The sequence below is a fragment of the Gottfriedia sp. NPDC058432 genome (assembly GCF_042721555.1).
GTDB lineage: Bacteria > Bacillota > Bacilli > Bacillales > Bacillaceae_G > Gottfriedia.
In genome coordinates, this window is sequence record NZ_JBHXLC010000007.1 from 18,693 (window position 1) to 36,800 (window position 18,108).

Genomic DNA, 18,108 nt, shown 5'->3' on the forward strand with positions numbered 1-18,108 from the left:
GTACATATTTGTAAGTGAATATGTACGTTATTTTTATATTAATCTATTATTTTATAATTCCAGACTTTAAACATCCAAATCCTTCTCTAAATTAATACCAATTTTACCTTCTTGTATTCTAGATCTGAATACAGCCCAATAAATAACAATTCCAGCAAGAAATAAATAAAGTATAACCTTAGTCGTTGGTAAAAAGTCTTTTGGTAGAGTTAAAATACCAACTTCAAATACTAACCAAATAATCGCAAGAATCGTAACAGGTAGTCGCCATTTTCCTAACTTAAAACCATCTGTATCCGGTAAGGTCTTAATTTTAGTAGCGTATGCGATTACCGTTATTAAGTAAATAATGGCCGGAAGTGCCGCAGAAGTACCTATTAATAATGAGAGTTTCCCAAAATAGAATACAGCAATAATACCTAATACAGAAACTAAAATTATCGCATTGTACGGTACATTATGTTTTTTATCTACCTTTTTAAACACATTTGAGGCGAAAAACACATTGTCTCTTGAAAGGGCATAAATAAGTCGAGAAGCAGAAGCCATAATAATTAATCCACAAGCAAAAATTGACACAATAACTAATGCAAGGAAGAAGTCAGCAACTGCAGTGCCCAAACGTGATTGTAAAATATCAGAAATAGGGGAAGCAGAAGCCATGATTCCGTTAATGTCTTTAATTCCCGCAGTAACAATGATTAAGAATACAAATCCAATTACACCTGCAAGTAACATTGAGTAAACGATGGCTTTAGGTACGGTTTTATTCGCATCAACTGTTTCTTCTGCTAAATTTGCCGCTGCTTCAAAGCCTACTAATGTATAAGAGCCCATTACGACTGCTAGTAAAAATGCTGTAAAATAGCTTCCATTTGAACCAACCTTATGAGCAGTATAAGTTAATAATGAAAAATCCGCCCCTTTGAAAAATAAGACAAAGCTTAAAATAATAATAATGCCAATAAATCCGATTACTTCTGTATAGACAGCTGAATTATTAATGAGTGTAGCAATCCTTACTCCGTAAATATTTAATAAGGCCTGTATAACGATTGTAATTAATACGACGGTTGTTAGAACTGTAGTAGTACTCTTAATACCAAGTAAATCAAGAAAAATTGGTGCGACACCATAATCAACAGTAGGTACAACAATAATTAAGTAACACAATGCTGCCCAACCTGTAAACCAACCAAATCCTCGATTCGTTAAACGGCTAACCCATTGATATACATAGCCACTTAAAGGGATTTTGCTCGATAAATCTGCAAAAATTAACGCTACAAGTAAATGTCCAACCATGACAAATGGCCACGTCCAAATTCCAGCAGGTCCGGCTGCTCCTAAGGCAAGACTATAAGAGCTAAAAATACCAGTTGTAATTGAAATGAACGAGAATGCAACCGCAAATGAACTAAAAAATTTTAATGATCGCTGTAATTCCTGTTTGTAATTAAACGATTGTAAACCATCTGAATCAAAACCTTGTTTACTCATAAATCATCTCCTCCAAATTTGAAATTTAATAACAGAATTTTCTTATAATTAAACTCGTAGTTAATGAGATTTGATTAACTAAAAGTTTTATTATTGATCGGGTACAAAATTTATAAATTATGCTCGGACTTAAAATTGGGCAGAGAGTGATATTTTACAGTTATCAATGCAACTTCCGTGCCAGTCTAATAGACGGGATTAATTTAGAGATTCATACAAAAAGAGAAGTAGTTCCTATGAGGTCTTGAATAATGTATGCAGGACTGAATAACAACCGGGCTAATTATAAAAGTTGATTTTAGTGAAAGGAATTTCGCTTTTTCAATCAATCCTTAATCATTTCAAAGCATTAGTAGGTGTTCTTTATAACGTTTACAAAAAATTAATATTTTGGCATAAAACTTGCAGTTCTAGAAAAAGACTTATTTAAATATTCAAAAAAAGGAGGTTTCTGTCGGAAAAGTAAGAATTATAGAGAAGTAGTAAATGTAGTGTAAGCGCTTAATCTAAAACGAAGGGGATATGATAGGTGGAAAATAAAACACAGTTAAAAAGATCCTTAAAGTTATGGCAAGTAGTTATGATGGGGTTAGCCTATATGACCCCTATGGTTGTTTTCGACACTTTTGGAATTGTATCTGATGTAACTAATGGTCACGTACCAAGTGCATATATAGTAGCTTTAATAGGAATGTTATTTACAGCGGTTAGCTACGGTAAGCTTGTAAGAGAATTTCCTGAAGCTGGGTCTGCTTATACATACACCCAGAAAGCGATTAGTGGACACTTAGGTTTTCTAGTTGGCTGGTCATCATTATTAGATTACTTATTCCTACCAATGGTAAATGCTTTATTAACTAAAATTTACTTAAACGCACTGTTTCCTAATGTTCCAACCTGGATTTGGGTAATTGGATTTGTAGGACTAGTTACTTTCTTAAACTTAAGAAGTATCAATATGCTGGCGAATTTCAATACCCTTTTTGTATTAGTTCAGCTTGTGATTATGGTTGTCTTTATTGTTCTTGTTATCCAAGGCTTACATCATGGAGAAGGTTATGGTGGCTTCAGTATAAAACCACTTTTTAATGCAGGAATGCATTTTGGCACATTAGTAACCGGTGCGACAATTCTTTGCTTCTCATTCTTAGGATTTGATGCCGTTTCTACTTTATCAGAAGAGGCAATAAACCCTGCAAAAACAATCCCTAAAGCAATTCTTTACACAGCACTTTGGGGAGGCGTAATCTTCACAGTTACATCATTTTTCATTCAATTATACTATCCGGACATATCTAGATTTAAGCATCCAGATGCTGCATCACCAGAGATTGCATTATATGTAGGTGGTAAATTATTTCAATCAATTTTCTTATGCATTACCTTTATTAATACACTTGCTTCTGCATTGGCTTCACATGCGAGTGTCTCACGTTTGTTATATGTAATGGGGCGCGACAAAGTTTTCCCAGATAAATGGTTTGGATTTGTTCATCCGAAATGGAAAACACCAGCATTTAACGTAATTTTCGTTGGTGTAATTTCATTATCAGCCATTTTTTTCAACTTGGTAACAGCTACTTCATTAATTAACTTCGGAGCTTTAATGGCATTTACTTTTGTTAATTTGTCAGTCATTAACCATTTTTACATTCGAGGAAAGCGTAGATCAGTCAAGGGCACCTTTTCTTTCCTAATTTTGCCTTTAATTGGGGCAGCATCTGTAGCAATCCTATGGTTCAACATTGAAAAAAGCTCATTAATAATGGGAACAATTTGGTTCGTCATTGGTTTATTATATTTAATTTACCTTACAAAGGCATTCCAAATTGCACCCCCTAAATATGAAGAAGAAGCTGCAGTGTAATTAACACGCAATGATGAAAAGTCACAAGGTAATTAATTTCCTTGTGGCTTTTTTCATGTTTGGGGTCTACATCTGTTCCACTTTCCTTAATAGAGCATATTAGGTAATTCAATTTTGAATAATGATTAATGCAAAATTGAATAATTCATGCATTCAATCATATATCCATTAAAAAATCGAATTTGGTTCTTGGAGAAAAAACGACTTTTAAGGATCGTTCGAAAAAATATAAAAAGTAATGAAAGTCTTATAACTGCCTATTTGATAAGCCTTTATCTGTTTTATCTCACCACAAAATTATGAAATGATTTCAAGTTGGCACAGGAATTGCTATTTAATTTTTAAAATAACTAATGAGGTGTGTAAAATGAGCACAAATTTAACTGAACAAAATGAAAAGAGTAGTGAACAGATTGAAATAGATGATTCCCTTCAGGAGTTTAGAGAAACGTTAAATGAAGCGATCGGCATAATGAACTATCCGAGCCAAGTATTTGATTTCCTTAAAACACCAATGCGATTTTTAGAATTTAGTATTCCCGTTCAAATGGATAATGGTGAGACGAAAGTGTTTCAAGGATATCGAGCACAACATAATGATGCATTAGGACCTACAAAAGGGGGAATTAGATTTCATCCTGATGTAACGCCAGAAGAAGTAAAAGCATTAGCTGGCTGGATGAGTTTAAAGTGTAGTATTACTGATTTACCTTATGGGGGGGCAAAAGGTGGAGTTGTTTGTGACCCAAGACAATTAAGTATGAATGAGCTAGAAAAATTAAGTAGAGGTTATGTAAGAGCTGTAAGCCAAATTGTAGGACCTACTAAAGATATTCCAGCACCTGATATGTATACAAACGCGCAAGTAATGGCTTGGATGCTAGATGAATATGACCATATTAGAGAGTTTGATTCGCCAAGTTTTATTACTGGTAAACCTCTAACTTTAGGAGGTTCAGTAGGTCGGGAGACGGCAACATCAAAAGGTGTATTTTATGCTCTCGAGCTAATTAGTGAAATACAGAAAATCGAGATTAAAGATATGAAAGTCATTATTCAAGGCTTTGGAAATGTTGGTAGTTACTTAGCGCAATACTTACATGAAGCTGGAGCAAAGGTTGTTGGAGTTTCAGATGTACTAGGCGGAATTTATGATCCAAAAGGTTTAGACATTCCATATTTATTAGACAATAGAGATTCATTTGGGGTTGTTTCTAGCTTATTTAAAAATGCGATTTCTAATCAAGAGTTATTAGAAAGAGAATGTGATGTCTTAATTCCAGCAGCAATAAGTGGGGTTATTAACAACCGTAATGCGGATAAATTGAAATGCAAGATTGTTGTTGAAGCAGCGAATGGACCGACTACTAAGGAAGCTCTAGAAATCCTTGATAAAAAAGAGATTTTAGTCGTTCCTGATATTTTAGCTAACTCAGGTGGAGTAGTTGTTTCGTATTTTGAATGGTGTCAAAATATGCAAGGTTATTATTGGTCTGAGAGTACTGTAGACGAGAGATTAAAAGAAAAAATGACAGATAGCTTTTTAAAAGTTTATAAAACATCGCAAAAATATAATGTAAACATGAAAATAGCAGCATATATCGAAGGCATTAGTAAAATTGCTGAAGCTTGTCGCTTGAGAGGTTGGATAAAATACTAAAACAAAAGGAGAGATCTAGAATGATCGATATTATTTCTGAATCAACTGAAAGACAGCTTGTACACCATTATTGTTTATTAACTCAAAATAATAGATATGATTTATCGATTGCCTTTTCAAGTCACTTTTATGGAAAATCAATGGTTACATCAATTCAATCTAGTAAAATGGCGTTATTATGTTTAGAAGATCTTCATTCTGAACATTATTGGGCTCCTAAGTTAGGTATTGCTGAGGAGGATATTTTAGAAATTCAAAACTTCTTTAGCATGGTTTTACCATCAAAACACATTTGCGAGTTATAATATCAGGAATTATTTTTAAAAGAAAACTCGCTGATTGGTGAACTTTCAAGCGAGATAGAGGCGTAGAAATTTAAAATATTCAATGTGCAAAAAAGGAGTGAGCTTTATGTATTATGGAGTCATTGTCAGTGACTACCATGGAACAGTTGAAGAGACTGCTATTCAGAAAGATTCAAGAATTTATGAATGGGAGCCGTTATTCTTTATTAAAACTACAGATGGAATTACAAAAGTTATTCATCAAGGAATAAGTGGTGAAGTTGTTTCATTGGAGGTCTCAATTGGAGACAAGATAGTTCCTGGAATGGTTCTTGCGTATGTTAAAGAGGATTTGTTTGTGACCGCTAGCGATTGAGTAGGGTTTGATTAGGCAACTTTGATTCAATTAACGCGTTCTCTTTTCTAATAAATAAAGGGGTGTCTCTGGTCGAAAAGACTTAAGAGACTGCCCTTTATTTTTGTTTAAGTTAAATAGATTAGTAAATTATAATTTTAGATTTTTGTGATAAATTTAAAAATTCTGCTAGAATAGGAATGTATAATGGTTTAGACATAAGGGGGGAAAGAAATGTTATCAATAAATGAGAAACAGATAAGACCAGTCATCACTATAGATATCGATCAATTTAAGGAAAATGATGAAATTGATTTATCTAAAATAAATGAACCCTTTTTATTCTTACGTAAGCAAAATCAGATTTTTGGTTATGTACAATTAAATAATATTTTTCAAGGTAGTAGTAAAAAGAAAAATATAGAAATTTCAAAGATTACTAGTTCTTCTCAATCAATAAATAGTGTATGTCGCCTAAGTGAGCAATTTTCTTTAACGGATCTATTTCAAATTATTGGTGAACCAATCTCGATTGTAAAAGAAGAGGAAGAAATGCCAATAGGTTACATACTTCGTGAGGATATATTAGCGGAGCTTTTTAAACAAGAAAATAAAAGTGTTGATTTATTAAAAAGCATTTTAACATCGATACCGATGGGAACATTTGTAGTTGATAAAAATAAAGTTATTGTAAATTGCAATGATGCTGGGTTAAAAATGATAAAATCAACATCGGAAAAGGTCATTAATATAAAAGCTGAAACTATTTTTAGTGGTGAACAAGTTGATAATGTATTTGCTACAGGTAAAACAATTCTTAATCAAATTCAAATAAGCGACGATATGGGTGTTCTTGTCGATTATAGCCCAATTTTCGTTGATAACGAGGTTGAAGGAGTTGTAATTGTCGTACAAGATCTCCCAATGGTTGAAGAAATGGCCTCCGAAATTGAATATGTAAAAGATTTAAATAAAGATTTGAATGCCATATTATCGAGTATTTATGATGAAATACTTGTAGTAAATCGTAAGGGTGAGCTAATTCGTTACAGTGAAAATATAATTCCTGGATTTTGGAATGTGGATTTAAAGGAACTACTTGGAAAGAGTATTTTAGAATTCGAAAACCAAGGACTTTTTACGCCATCTGTTACAAAATTAGTTTTAGAAAAAAAGAAGAAAGTATCAATTGTTCAAGAAACACTTAATGGACGTAAAGTACTTGCAGTTGGAAATCCAGTCTTTGATGAGAATATGGAAATTGAGCGTATTATTATTGCTTCTAGAGATATTACAGAAACTTCACGCCTTAAAACGGAATTAAAAGAGATGAAGAAGATTTCTGAGCAATATAAAAAGGAGCTTGAAGATATAAAGAGTAAGGATAGTTTTGTTAAAAAACTGATTTACTGCAGTCCTAAAATGGAGCAAATCATCAATCAAGCGAAAAAAATTGCTGATTTTTCTTCCACTGTATTACTGCATGGAGAGTCTGGTGTAGGAAAGGAAGTAATTGCACAGGCTATTCATCAATTAGGAAATCGTTCTGCAAAACCATTTTTGAAATTAAATTGCGGTGCAATACCTGAAAATCTTCTGGAAAGTGAGCTTTTTGGCTATATTAAAGGAGCGTTTACAGGGGCGGATCAAAATAAGGATGGTTATTTTAAGCAAGCAGATGAAGGCGTTTTATTTTTAGATGAAATTGGTGAAATGCCACTGCATTTACAAGTTAAATTGCTTAGAGTCCTTCAAGAACAAGAAGTTATTCCAGTTGGAAGTACAAAGCCAATTAAAGTAAATGTACAAATTATTGCAGCTACAAATAAAAGATTAGAAAAAATGGTTGAAGAACGTACATTTAGGGAGGATTTGTATTATCGACTAAATGTTATACCTTTAAACATTCCACCATTAAGAGAAAGAAATGAAGATATCTCATTATTAGCTTTCCATTTCTTACAGCAATTAAATGAAAAATATAATAAAAGTTTTCATCTTACACCAGATGCAATTAACGTATTAGAATTTTATTCTTGGCCAGGGAATGTCAGAGAACTCCAAAACATCATAGAAAGATTAGTCGTCTCTGCTGAAGATCAAATTATTAATGCTGAGGATGTTAATCAATTCTTACCAAATAGCTATGACTTTAATAAATCTAAACCAGTCATTAATAAAGTAATTCCTCTACAAGAAGCAGTTGATTATGTTGAGGAGCAACTTATTATGCTTGCGATGAAGCAATATAAAACAACAACGAAGGCTGCACAGGTGTTAGGGATTAGTCAGTCCTCGGTTAGTCGCAAGTATCAAAAAATAATGAACGAAAAGAATATGAATAGTGACTTTATGTCATTTAATTAGAAAAAACGCACAGGGTGCGTTTTTTTATTTCTCTAAATCCCCTATATTTTCAACATTGCTATCAATTACTTCAGTCATACTAACTTGGTCCCTCGAGAGACTAAATGCCATGAAGATGATGATGAGTCCTACCGCAATACATGTTCCTGCAAGCAACATAATATCTCCTCCTTTCATGGTGTTCTAGCCTATGCAATGAATTTTCTTAATATGTCGATTTACAGAAATAGTTTTAAAAACGTTTAATGATCGTAGATTTTTTACGAGTTTTAAAGATTATGCAAAGTGTAATAGAGTTATGCAAAATTGAATAATAATGTACAGGCTATTGAAGCAAAACCCTTATTTTTAGGTGTATTAAAGTTGGCACGGTTCTTGCAAATTATTAAATTGTTAAGAATTTAAGGAGGGTTTATATCCAATGGTCGATGTTCAATTTAAAACAATTGATTTAAAGATGTTTATTAATGGCGAATGGAAAGATTCTAGCAATCATGAGAAACGCCCTGTTATTAACCCAGCAAATGGAGAAATCATTGCATATGCTCCTGAAGGAACGGTTGAAGATGCGAAAGAAGCAATTGATGTTGCTCGTAAAGCATTCAATGATGGAAGATGGTCTGATTTATCTGCTCAAGAAAGAGCAACTTACTTATTTAAAATTGCAGACAAAATAGAAGAGTACCAAGAAGAATTAACTAAACTTGAAACGTTAGATAATGGAAAACCACATCGTGAAGCGGGCTTTGATGTGGCGGATGCCGCAGCTTGCTTCCGTTATTATGCAGGATTGATTACAAAGCCAGATGGGTTTACTTATCATGTAGCAGATCCTATGCAGGCGATGGTTGTTCGTGAACCAATAGGAGTATGCGGATTAATTGTTCCTTGGAACTATCCATTATTAATGAGTATATGGAAAATTGCTCCAGCGTTAGCGGCAGGTAATTCAATTGTTTTCAAACCATCAGAAGTAACACCAGTGACTCCTAAGAAATTATTTGAAATCTTTGAAGAAGTTGGTCTTCCACAAGGTGTAGCAAATATGGTTATGGGTGCTGGCCCGGTGGTTGGAAATGAAATCGCTGCCAACCCTGACGTTGATATGGTTTCATTCACAGGTGGAACAAAAACGGGCAAACATATCATGAAAACAGCGGCAGATACGATGAAAAAAGTATCACTTGAGCTTGGTGGGAAATCTCCGAATATCATTTTTGCAGATGCAGATTTTGAAACGGCTGTCGATTATGCTCTATTTGGAATTTATGCGGGTTCAGGTCAAGTTTGTTCATCTGGATCAAGAATATTAGTAGAAGAATCAATTTATGATCGCTTCGTAGATCGCTTTGTAGAGCGTGCTAGGAAAATTAAAGTCGGCCCTGGGGATGTAGCTGAAACAGAAATGGGTCCACTAGTTAGTAAAGAGCATTTAGAAAAAGTTTTAAGCTATATACAAATAGGTAAAGAAGAAGGCGCAACACTTGCTTGCGGAGGAAATCGTATCGAAAAAGATGGTTTAGAAAAAGGTTATTTTGTTGAACCAACTGTTTTTGTAGATGTTGAACAAAGTATGCGCATCGTCCAAGAAGAAATTTTTGGTCCAGTCGTATGTATCCAAAAATTTAAATCCGAGGAAGAAGCGTTAAAACTTGCAAATGGAACTGTATATGGTTTAGCAGGTGCTGTCTTTAGTAAAGATGGAGCGAAAGCTTTAAGAGTAATTAAAAAGCTACGTTCAGGCATTACTTGGATTAACTCATACCACCCAACATACAATGAAGCACCTTGGGGTGGCTACAAACAAAGCGGTGTAGGACGCAGCTTAGGTACATTTGGTCTTGAAGAATTCCAAGAAATTAAGCAAATTAACATTAACTTACAAGTTGAACCAATTGGATGGTTTGCAGAATAATTTTAGATAGTTTTAAGAAGAGACAGATAGGAAAGAAAAAAATAGATAAAACGACTATAGGAGTGAACAAAATGAGTATCAACTTAAAAAACGAATTAAAAAGTGAAGAAAAAAATGTAACCGAGTATATTAATAAGGTTTTAAGTTTAATAGAAAAAGAGACTGTTACAGAAGAAGACGCTGCATGGATTACAAAGGAAACAGTTGATGGTTTTAGAGAGCACGTAAACCCAGGTTTCCTTGCTTACCGTAAAACTGTTACAGAAGGCGGTCAATTTGCATCTGTTGAATGGTCTGATAGTGGCTCATGCTTTAAAGACGTAAATGGTAAAGAGTATATTGACTGTTTAGGCGGATTTGGAATTTATAATGTTGGACATCGTCATCCAAAAGTTATCAAAGCTGTTACAGATCAGTTAAAAAGACAGGCACTTCATAGCCAAGATTTATTAGATCCATTACGTGCAATGCTTGCTAAAATTTTAGCAGAAATTACACCTGGTGATTTAAAATATTCATTCTTTACAAACAGTGGTACAGAGAGTGTTGAAGCGGCATTAAAGCTTGCAAAAATGTATAGTGAGCGCAGTACATTTATTTCAACTACTCGTGCATTCCACGGGAAAAGCTTAGGTTCTTTATCTGGTACGGCAAAAGGCATGTTCCGTAAACCGTTTTTACCGTTAATTCCTGGATTCCGTCATGTTCCATTCGGTGACATTGATATGATGAGAAAAACATTTGAAACTTGCTCTTTAGTAGGCGAAGATGTTGCAGCAGTTATACTTGAGCCAATTCAAGGTGAAGGTGGAATTATTCTTCCTCCTCCAAACTACTTAAAAGAAGTTCGTGAACTATGTGATGAGTACGGAGCTCTATTAATTTTTGATGAAGTTCAAACAGGTATGGGCCGTACTGGTAAAATGTTTGCTGCTGATTTATATGAAGTAGTTCCAGACATTATTTGTCTTGCTAAAGCATTCGGTGGCGGAGTTATGCCAGCTGGAGCAGTAGTTGCAAAAGAAGAAGTATTTAAAAGCTGGTTCCCAAATCCATTTATGCATACAACAACATTTGGTGGAAATCCATTAGCATGTGCAGCTGCTATTGCTACAATCAGTGTACTTCTTGAAGAAAAATTACCTGAAAGAGCAGAAGTAGTTGGAGCGTACTTCTTAGATCAATTAAAAGAAGCAGCAAAAGGACATGAAGACAAAGTTTTAGAACTTCGTGGCCAAGGTTTAATGATTGGAATTGAGTTCCATCAAGATGAAATTGGTTATGAAGTTTCTAAAGGAATGTTTGATAAAGGGATCCTAGTTGCTGGTACATTAATTAACTCAAAAACAATTCGTATCGAGCCTTCTTTAAAAATTAGCTATGAAGAAGTTGATACTGTAGTAAATGCATTTAAAGAAATTTTATCTTCTATGGAAGTTTAATTTATTCATCAAGCATGTCATGACCGTTAATCATGACATGCTTTCATTACATTCAAAAATCGTTATAGTTAGGATGGTGCAATAATGGCAGATCGAAAATTCGTTAAAATCCAAACTTCAATTCCAGGACCAAAATCACAAGAGTTGGTTGCTCGAAGAAATAATGTGGTTCCAAAAGGGATTAGTAATAATAGTGAAGCATTTGTAAAAAAAGCAAAGGGTGCACTGGTTGAGGATGTTGATGGAAATACGTTTATTGACTTTGCAGGTGCAATTGGAACGATAAATGTTGGTCATTCCCATCCTAGAGTAGTAAGAGCGCTTCAAGCTCAAGCCGGTGATTATATTCACACGGGCTTTAATGTCATGATGTATGAATCTTATATTCAGCTTGCAGAAAGATTAGCAGATCTTTCACCTGGAAGTTTTGATAAACAAGTAGCATTTTTTAATAGTGGCGCGGAAGCTGTTGAAAATGCAGTGAAAATTGCAAGAAAGTATACAAAGCGTCAAGGAATCATTTCTTTTACTAGAGGATTCCATGGTCGAACACTAATGACAATGACGATGACAAGTAAAGTTAAGCCTTACAAATATGGATTTGGGCCATTTGCTCCTGAAGTGTATAAAGCACCATATCCATATGTTTACCGTCGTCCAGATCAAATGGATGAAAAAGAATATAGTAAATTTATCATTGAACAATTTGAACAGTTTTTGATTGCAGAAGTTGCACCAGAAACGATTGCTGCAGTCGTAATGGAACCAATCCAAGGCGAGGGTGGCTTTATTGTTCCTGATCTTGATTTTGTAAAAAGAGTTAGAGAAATCTGTACGCAATATGGAATATTATTTGTAGCAGATGAAATTCAAACTGGTTTTGCTAGAACAGGTAAATATTTTGCAATTGAGCACTTTGGAATTGAGCCTGATTTAATTACAATTTCAAAATCAATGGGTGCGGGAGTACCTATTAGTGGCGTGATCGGTAGAAAAGAAATTATGGAAGCTTCTGATGCTGGAGAAATAGGCGGAACATACTCTGGTAGCCCACTTGGATGTCGTGCAGCATTAGCAGTACTCGATATCATTGAGGAAGAAGGATTAAATGAGCGAGCTGTTGTAATTGGCGACAAAGTTAATGAGGAAATGCATAAATGGGCTAATCAGTTTGAACAAATAGGTGATATTCGCGGAATTGGCGCAATGTGTGCGATGGAGATTGTAACAAATAAGAAAGATAAAACACCAGATAAGGTGACAGTTGGAAAGATTGTAAAAGAAGCTAACAATAGAGGATTAATGTTGTTAAGCGCAGGTATCTTTGGCAATGTTATTCGTTTGTTAATGCCACTAACGATTACAGATGAACAGCTTGAAGAAGGACTAGATATTTTAAGAGAGTCAATCGAAGCTGTATTAGTTCCAGAACTTCAATTGGAGGTAAACTCATGAGCCAAATTAAAGAGAAATATGAAGTCTACCCAATGTATATAGATGGTGCATGGGTTGGGACCGATCATGAATATTATACGAAGGTTACAAATCCTGCAACTGGTGCAGTTGTAGGGGCAATTCCAACTGGTGGTACATATGAAGCGAAATTAGCTGTTGATGCTGCTCATACAGCATTTAAAACTTGGTCAAAAAAGACATCAGAAGAAAGATACCATTTATTAATGAATTGGTATCGTCTCATTGACGAAAAGAAAGAAGAAATTGCTAAATTAATGACAATCGAGCAAGGTAAACCATTAAAAGAAGCATTAGGTGAGACTGTTTATGCAAATGGTTTTATTTCATGGTATGCAGAAGAAGGCAAGCGCGTATATGGGGAAACAATTCCTGCATCACAACCTAATAAACGTATTCTAATTAGGAAAGAACCTGTAGGAGTTGTAGCAGCAATTACTCCTTGGAATTTCCCTGCAGCTATGATTACAAGAAAAGTTGCTCCTGCACTTGCAGCTGGTTGTACAACGGTTATTAAACCAGCTACTCAAACACCTTTAACAGCATTAAAACTTGCGGAGCTTGCTCATGAAGCGGGGATTCCAAAAGGGGTAATTAATGTCGTTACTGGTAAGTCTTCTGAAATTGGCGATGTATGGCTAAAAGATCCAAGAGTAACAAAGATTACATTCACTGGTTCTACTGAAGTTGGCAAAACGCTAATGAAAGGAGCAGCGGAGAATGTTAAAAAGGTTTCGCTAGAGCTTGGTGGAAATGCACCATTTATTGTTATGGATGATGCTAATTTAGCAAAAGCAGCGGTTGGCCTAGTTCAGTCAAAATTCCGCAATGCAGGTCAAACTTGCATTTGTACAAATCGTATTTATGTACAGGAAAGTGTAGCCGAAGAATTTACAGCGTTATTTACAAAAGAGCTAGAAAAATTAAAAGTGGGTAACGGTTTAGAAGAAGGAATTGATGTTGGTCCACTGATTGACGATGCAGCTTTAGAAAAGGTAAAAACGCTAGTTGAAGATGCTACTAATAACGGTGGGAAAATCGTATATAGTGGTAATAAACCTTCAGAGGAAAATGGATATTATTATGCACCAACTATTTTAACGGGTATTACGGATGAAATGGCATGCATGAAGGAAGAAATATTTGGTCCACTTGCTCCAATTACTACATTTAAAACTGAAGAAGAAGTAATTGAGAGAGCAAATAATTCAAATTACGGTCTAGCTGCATATGTGTATACGGAAAACTTAAGTCGTTCTTTCCGCGTTACAGAAGCACTTGAATACGGAATTATTGGACTAAACGATGGTACACCTTCTGCTGTACAAGTTCCATTTGGCGGTTATAAAGAGAGCGGTCTTGGAAGAGAAGGCGGTCACTTTGGAATTGAAGAATTTTTAGAAGTTAAATATATATCAATTGGGTTAGACATCTAATAAATCTACTGTTAATACAAAGCGCAGTTGTAAGCCAGTTAAACATTCAATTCAACTATTGTGATTGATCGTTTTACTGGCTTATTAACTAGATTAATAGAGGTGGAAAAATTGCCAGGTGCATTACATGGAGTAAAAATCATTGATTTAACAAGAGTACTAGCCGGGCCCTTTTGTACGATGATTCTTGGGGACTTAGGAGCAGAGATTATAAAAGTAGAAAGTATTAATAATGGCGATGAAACCAGGGGATGGGGGCCACCTTTCGTTGAAGGTGAAAGCGCTTATTATTTATGTGCAAACCGCAATAAAAAAGGCATGACTCTAAACTTAAAAAGTGAGCAAGGTAAAGAAATTTTAAAAAAGCTAGTTTCAGAGGCTGATGTAGTTGTTCAAAATTTCAAACCTGGAACAATGACAAAATTAGGTTTTGACTATGAGGAATTGAAAAAAATAAAAGAAGACATCATACTAGCGTCCATTAGTGGCTTTGGTAGTGTTGGGCCGAATTCAAGTTTACCAGGATATGATTATATCATCCAAGCGATGTCTGGATTAATGAGCATTACTGGTGAGAAAGAGGCAGAGCCAACAAAAGTAGGAGTAGCCATTTCGGATGTTTTAACTGGTCTATTTACATGTATTGGGATTCTTGCTTCACTTCAGAATCGAGATCGTACAGGAGAAGGTCAAGAAATCGATATTTCATTATTTGACTCTCAGCTAGCTGCTTTAGTAAATGTAGCTAGTAATTATTTATGTAGTGGAATTGTACCTGAACGAATGGGGAATCAACACCCAAATATCGTTCCATATCAAGTCTTTACTGCAAGTGACGGTGAATTAGTCATAGCGGTCGGTAATGATGAACAATTTAAGAGGTTTGCTTTACTTATTGATGAACCAATCTTATTAGATGAAGCATATAAGACGAATACTAGCCGTTTACAGCATCGAAAACAAATAGAGCAATTAGTTCAAAATAAATTAAAAATGAAAAGTAAAAATGAGTGGAAAGAATTATTAGATCAAATTGGAATTCCAAATGGACCAATAAATAATGTAAGTGAAGCTCTACAGTCTGTACAAGCTAAATCGAGAGAAATGGTGTTGGATGTAGACCATCCGTTTATAAAGGATCTAAAATTAGTCGGATCACCGCTAAAATTATCAAAAACGCCAATTGAAGTATTAAGACACCCGCCCTTACATGGTGAGCATACAGAAGAAATAATAAGTAAACTAGGATATTCCCGAATTGAAATAGAAGAAATGAAACGAAATAAAACAATTTGAGGAGGAAATAAGAATGGATTTTTCATTATCAGAAGAACAAGTTAGTGTAAGGAAGGTAGTTAGGTCATTTGTAGATAGAGAAATTATCCCATTTATTAAAGAATGGGATGAAAAAGGACATTTTGAAGCTAATATTCTAAAACGACTTGCAGATTTGCAACTTATGGGTGTATGTATTCCAGAACAATACGGTGGAGTAGGAATGGATTATAACACATTAGCGATTGTATGTGAGGAATTAGAACGTGGAGATACTGCTTTCCGCACAGCTGTTTCTGTACATACCGGTTTAAATAGTATGACATTACTACAATGGGGTACTGAAGAACAAAAGAAAAAGTATTTAGTACCACAAGCTGAAGGTAAGAAAATTGGAGCATTTGGATTAACTGAACCGAATGCAGGCTCAGATGTAGTGGCGATGGCAACAACAGCTGTAAAAGATGGGGATAGCTATATTTTAAACGGATCAAAAACATGGATTTCTTTATGTGATGTAGCTGACCATTTCTTAATTTTTGCGAAAACAAATCATGACCTAAAGCATCATGGTATTTCCTGTTTTATTGTAGACCGTACATTTGAAGGCGTTTCCACAAAAGCAATCAAAGGAAAAATGGGTATTAGAGCAGGGAATACAGGTGAAGTATTTTTAGATGACGTAAGAGTTCCTGCAGAAAACTTATTAGGTTTTGAAGGTGAAGGCTTTAAAATTGCAATGTCTGCACTTGATAATGGACGATTTACAGTTGCTGCTGGAGCTTGTGGATTAATCCAGGCATCACTTGAAGCGAGCGTAAAATACTGTAATGAGCGAAAAACATTTGGAAAAGAAATCGGTAAACATCAACTAGTACAACAAATGATCGCTAAAATGTCTTCTAACCTTGAAATCTCACGCCTATTAGTTTACAAAGCCGGTTGGTTAAAAAATAACGGAAAGAGAAATACAAGAGAAACTTCACTAGCAAAATGGATTTCTTGTAATGCAGCAAACGAGGCAGCTAATGATGCAGTTCAAATTCACGGTGCATACGGATTCTCAAACGAATTCCCAGTAGAGCGCTACTTAAGAAACTCAAAAGCACCTGTTATCTACGAAGGAACAAGAGAAATTCACACAATCATGCAAGCTGAATATGACCTTGGTTACAGAGAAGATAAAGTGTTAAGAAAAATGCTTCCAGCTTGGCCATTTGAAGAAGTTACGGTTGAAGCGGTGAAGTCATAAAATTGATTTTTGATTAAATACTAGTAATAAGACTGTCCGTCAAAGACAGTCTTATTTAAATTATTTAATATAAGTACTTAAAATATTTTGTAACGGTTGGAAAACATCATCAACGTGATCTAATTCTAAAATGATTTTATCGTATTTGTGGTTATTTAACGTTAAAACTAAATTTCCCTTATTAGTGCTTGAAGCTACAAAATAGTTCACTCCATCTTTTTTGAAATAGCCATATTTACTTGCTCCTAAATGTGTACCATACATTTTCCATAAAAATTGATGGGTATCCTCTATAGAAACATCCTTTATATTACTGTAGGGAACCTCGATTGTATGTTTTAATCCTAATATTGTTTCAAGACTAGAAAGTGAAATGATTAATTGATCTTCCTCAAATAAAATTGTTTTCATTAAAAATCCCTCCTTAATTCTTATACGATCCGGGACTGAATATCGTTCATTTATTTAATTTAATTATTAATACATTGGTATACTTTTTACTGAAACCATTTATTTCAAAAACTAAACAAACGTTTAATTAAATATATAATGCAACGATGATCGTGATTTTAAAGCATTCTGACTTATAATAGGTATGCTTAGTATTAGTAAAAATCGAAAAAAATTGAACGATAAGATAATTTTTTTTTTTAAGCTTGTAAATGCTAGGGAATGATATCATCTAGATAAAAGAATTATTTACTATTCTCAGGAGAGGTACGTGACATGGATCAACAAGTACAAACTTATTTTGAAAACCTTGAATCAAAAGACAAGAATTTGCAATATGAAGCCTTTGACTATATTATTTCGGTTACAAAAGAGAAAGTGGATTGGTCGTATGAAGTATGGGATCGATTAAAATCGGAGCTAACTCATAAAGAAAATCACAAAAGGTCAAGAGCTGCACAATTTCTCTCAAATCTAGCTATTAGTGATCCAGAGAAGAGGATGCTAAACGATTTTCCTGCAGTTTGGCAAGTTACATATGATCCAAAGTTTGTTACGGCAAGACACACTTTACAATCAATATGGCGAGTAGGTTTAGCTAGTCCAGAGCAAAGAGCAATCATCCTTGAACATCTAGTAAATCGTTATTTAGATTGTAAAGAAGAAAAAAACCATACACTAATTCGGTATGATATCATTCAATGTATGAGAAATCTGTATGACGCAGTTAAGAATGAGGAAATAAAACAAAAGGCCTTAGAGTTGATAGAAACAGAAGAGGATCCAAAATATCGAAAAAAGTATATGACAGTGTGGAAATAGAGGTCTATTA

General features: G+C 34.5%; 15 protein-coding genes. 12 read left to right on the top strand and 3 right to left on the bottom strand.

Annotation, left to right across the window (positions count from 1 at the left end; translation table 11 throughout):
- Window positions 1-66 precede the first annotated feature (66 nt).
- The gene (locus ACFWM3_RS08895) at window positions 67-1,500 is read right to left on the bottom strand and encodes an APC family permease (RefSeq protein WP_390311099.1); all 1,434 of its coding nucleotides are present in this window, start codon (window positions 1,498-1,500) and stop codon (window positions 67-69) included.
- Window positions 1,501-2,029: 529 nt separating this feature from the next.
- Between ACFWM3_RS08895 and ACFWM3_RS08900 the strand changes: the two genes are divergently transcribed.
- The 5 genes from ACFWM3_RS08900 to ACFWM3_RS08920 all read left to right on the top strand — a co-directional run bounded on the left by ACFWM3_RS08900 (window position 2,030) and on the right by ACFWM3_RS08920 (window position 8,033).
- On the top strand, window positions 2,030-3,367 hold the full coding sequence (locus tag ACFWM3_RS08900; protein ID WP_390311100.1) for an APC family permease: 1,338 nt from the start codon (window positions 2,030-2,032) through the stop codon (window positions 3,365-3,367).
- A 367-nt stretch (window positions 3,368-3,734) separates the two neighbouring features.
- A complete protein-coding gene (locus tag ACFWM3_RS08905) occupies window positions 3,735-5,027 on the top strand; it encodes a Glu/Leu/Phe/Val family dehydrogenase (protein ID WP_390311101.1) in 1,293 nt (430 codons plus the stop codon).
- Between the two features lie 20 nt (window positions 5,028-5,047).
- Window positions 5,048-5,332, top strand: a complete 285-nt coding sequence (locus tag ACFWM3_RS08910; protein ID WP_056474574.1) for an SAV0927 family protein — start codon at window positions 5,048-5,050, stop codon at window positions 5,330-5,332.
- Between the two features lie 106 nt (window positions 5,333-5,438).
- Window positions 5,439-5,687: a biotin/lipoyl attachment domain-containing protein gene (locus ACFWM3_RS08915; RefSeq protein WP_056474572.1), complete on the top strand. Its 249-nt coding sequence runs from the start codon at window positions 5,439-5,441 to the stop codon at window positions 5,685-5,687.
- Window positions 5,688-5,900: 213 nt separating this feature from the next.
- Entirely contained in the window at window positions 5,901-8,033 is a 2,133-nt protein-coding gene (locus ACFWM3_RS08920) for a sigma 54-interacting transcriptional regulator (RefSeq protein WP_390311102.1), read from the top strand.
- Window positions 8,034-8,057: 24 nt separating this feature from the next.
- Here the strand turns inward: ACFWM3_RS08920 and ACFWM3_RS08925 are convergent, their stop codons facing one another.
- Window positions 8,058-8,192, bottom strand: a complete 135-nt coding sequence (locus ACFWM3_RS08925; protein WP_286131749.1) for a hypothetical protein — start codon at window positions 8,190-8,192, stop codon at window positions 8,058-8,060.
- Between the two features lie 262 nt (window positions 8,193-8,454).
- Between ACFWM3_RS08925 and ACFWM3_RS08930 the strand changes: the two genes are divergently transcribed.
- The 6 genes from ACFWM3_RS08930 (at window position 8,455) to ACFWM3_RS08955 (ending at window position 16,826) form a co-directional block, all read left to right on the top strand.
- On the top strand, window positions 8,455-9,948 hold the full coding sequence (locus ACFWM3_RS08930) for an aldehyde dehydrogenase family protein (protein WP_390311103.1): 1,494 nt from the start codon (window positions 8,455-8,457) through the stop codon (window positions 9,946-9,948).
- Window positions 9,949-10,019: 71 nt separating this feature from the next.
- Entirely contained in the window at window positions 10,020-11,390 is a 1,371-nt protein-coding gene (locus tag ACFWM3_RS08935; RefSeq protein WP_390311104.1) for a putrescine aminotransferase, read from the top strand.
- Between the two features lie 84 nt (window positions 11,391-11,474).
- Window positions 11,475-12,845: a 4-aminobutyrate--2-oxoglutarate transaminase gene (gene gabT, locus ACFWM3_RS08940; RefSeq protein WP_390311105.1), complete on the top strand. Its 1,371-nt coding sequence runs from the start codon at window positions 11,475-11,477 to the stop codon at window positions 12,843-12,845.
- Window positions 12,842-14,299 (top strand): NAD-dependent succinate-semialdehyde dehydrogenase, encoded by a 1,458-nt coding sequence (locus ACFWM3_RS08945; protein WP_056474559.1) that lies wholly within the window; start codon window positions 12,842-12,844, stop codon window positions 14,297-14,299. Before gabT ends, ACFWM3_RS08945 begins: the two co-directional genes overlap by 4 nt.
- A 111-nt stretch (window positions 14,300-14,410) precedes the next feature.
- The gene (locus ACFWM3_RS08950) at window positions 14,411-15,595 is read left to right on the top strand and encodes a CaiB/BaiF CoA transferase family protein (protein WP_390311106.1); all 1,185 of its coding nucleotides are present in this window, start codon (window positions 14,411-14,413) and stop codon (window positions 15,593-15,595) included.
- 13 nt (window positions 15,596-15,608) lie between these two features.
- Window positions 15,609-16,826, top strand: a complete 1,218-nt coding sequence (locus ACFWM3_RS08955) for an acyl-CoA dehydrogenase family protein (protein WP_390311107.1) — start codon at window positions 15,609-15,611, stop codon at window positions 16,824-16,826.
- Window positions 16,827-16,886: 60 nt separating this feature from the next.
- On the opposite strand, the gene ACFWM3_RS08960 is transcribed toward ACFWM3_RS08955, so the two are convergent.
- On the bottom strand, window positions 16,887-17,237 hold the full coding sequence (locus tag ACFWM3_RS08960; protein WP_390311108.1) for a PH domain-containing protein: 351 nt from the start codon (window positions 17,235-17,237) through the stop codon (window positions 16,887-16,889).
- Between the two features lie 315 nt (window positions 17,238-17,552).
- Between ACFWM3_RS08960 and ACFWM3_RS08965 the strand changes: the two genes are divergently transcribed.
- On the top strand, window positions 17,553-18,098 hold the full coding sequence (locus ACFWM3_RS08965) for a hypothetical protein (RefSeq protein WP_390311109.1): 546 nt from the start codon (window positions 17,553-17,555) through the stop codon (window positions 18,096-18,098).
- Window positions 18,099-18,108 lie beyond the last annotated feature (10 nt).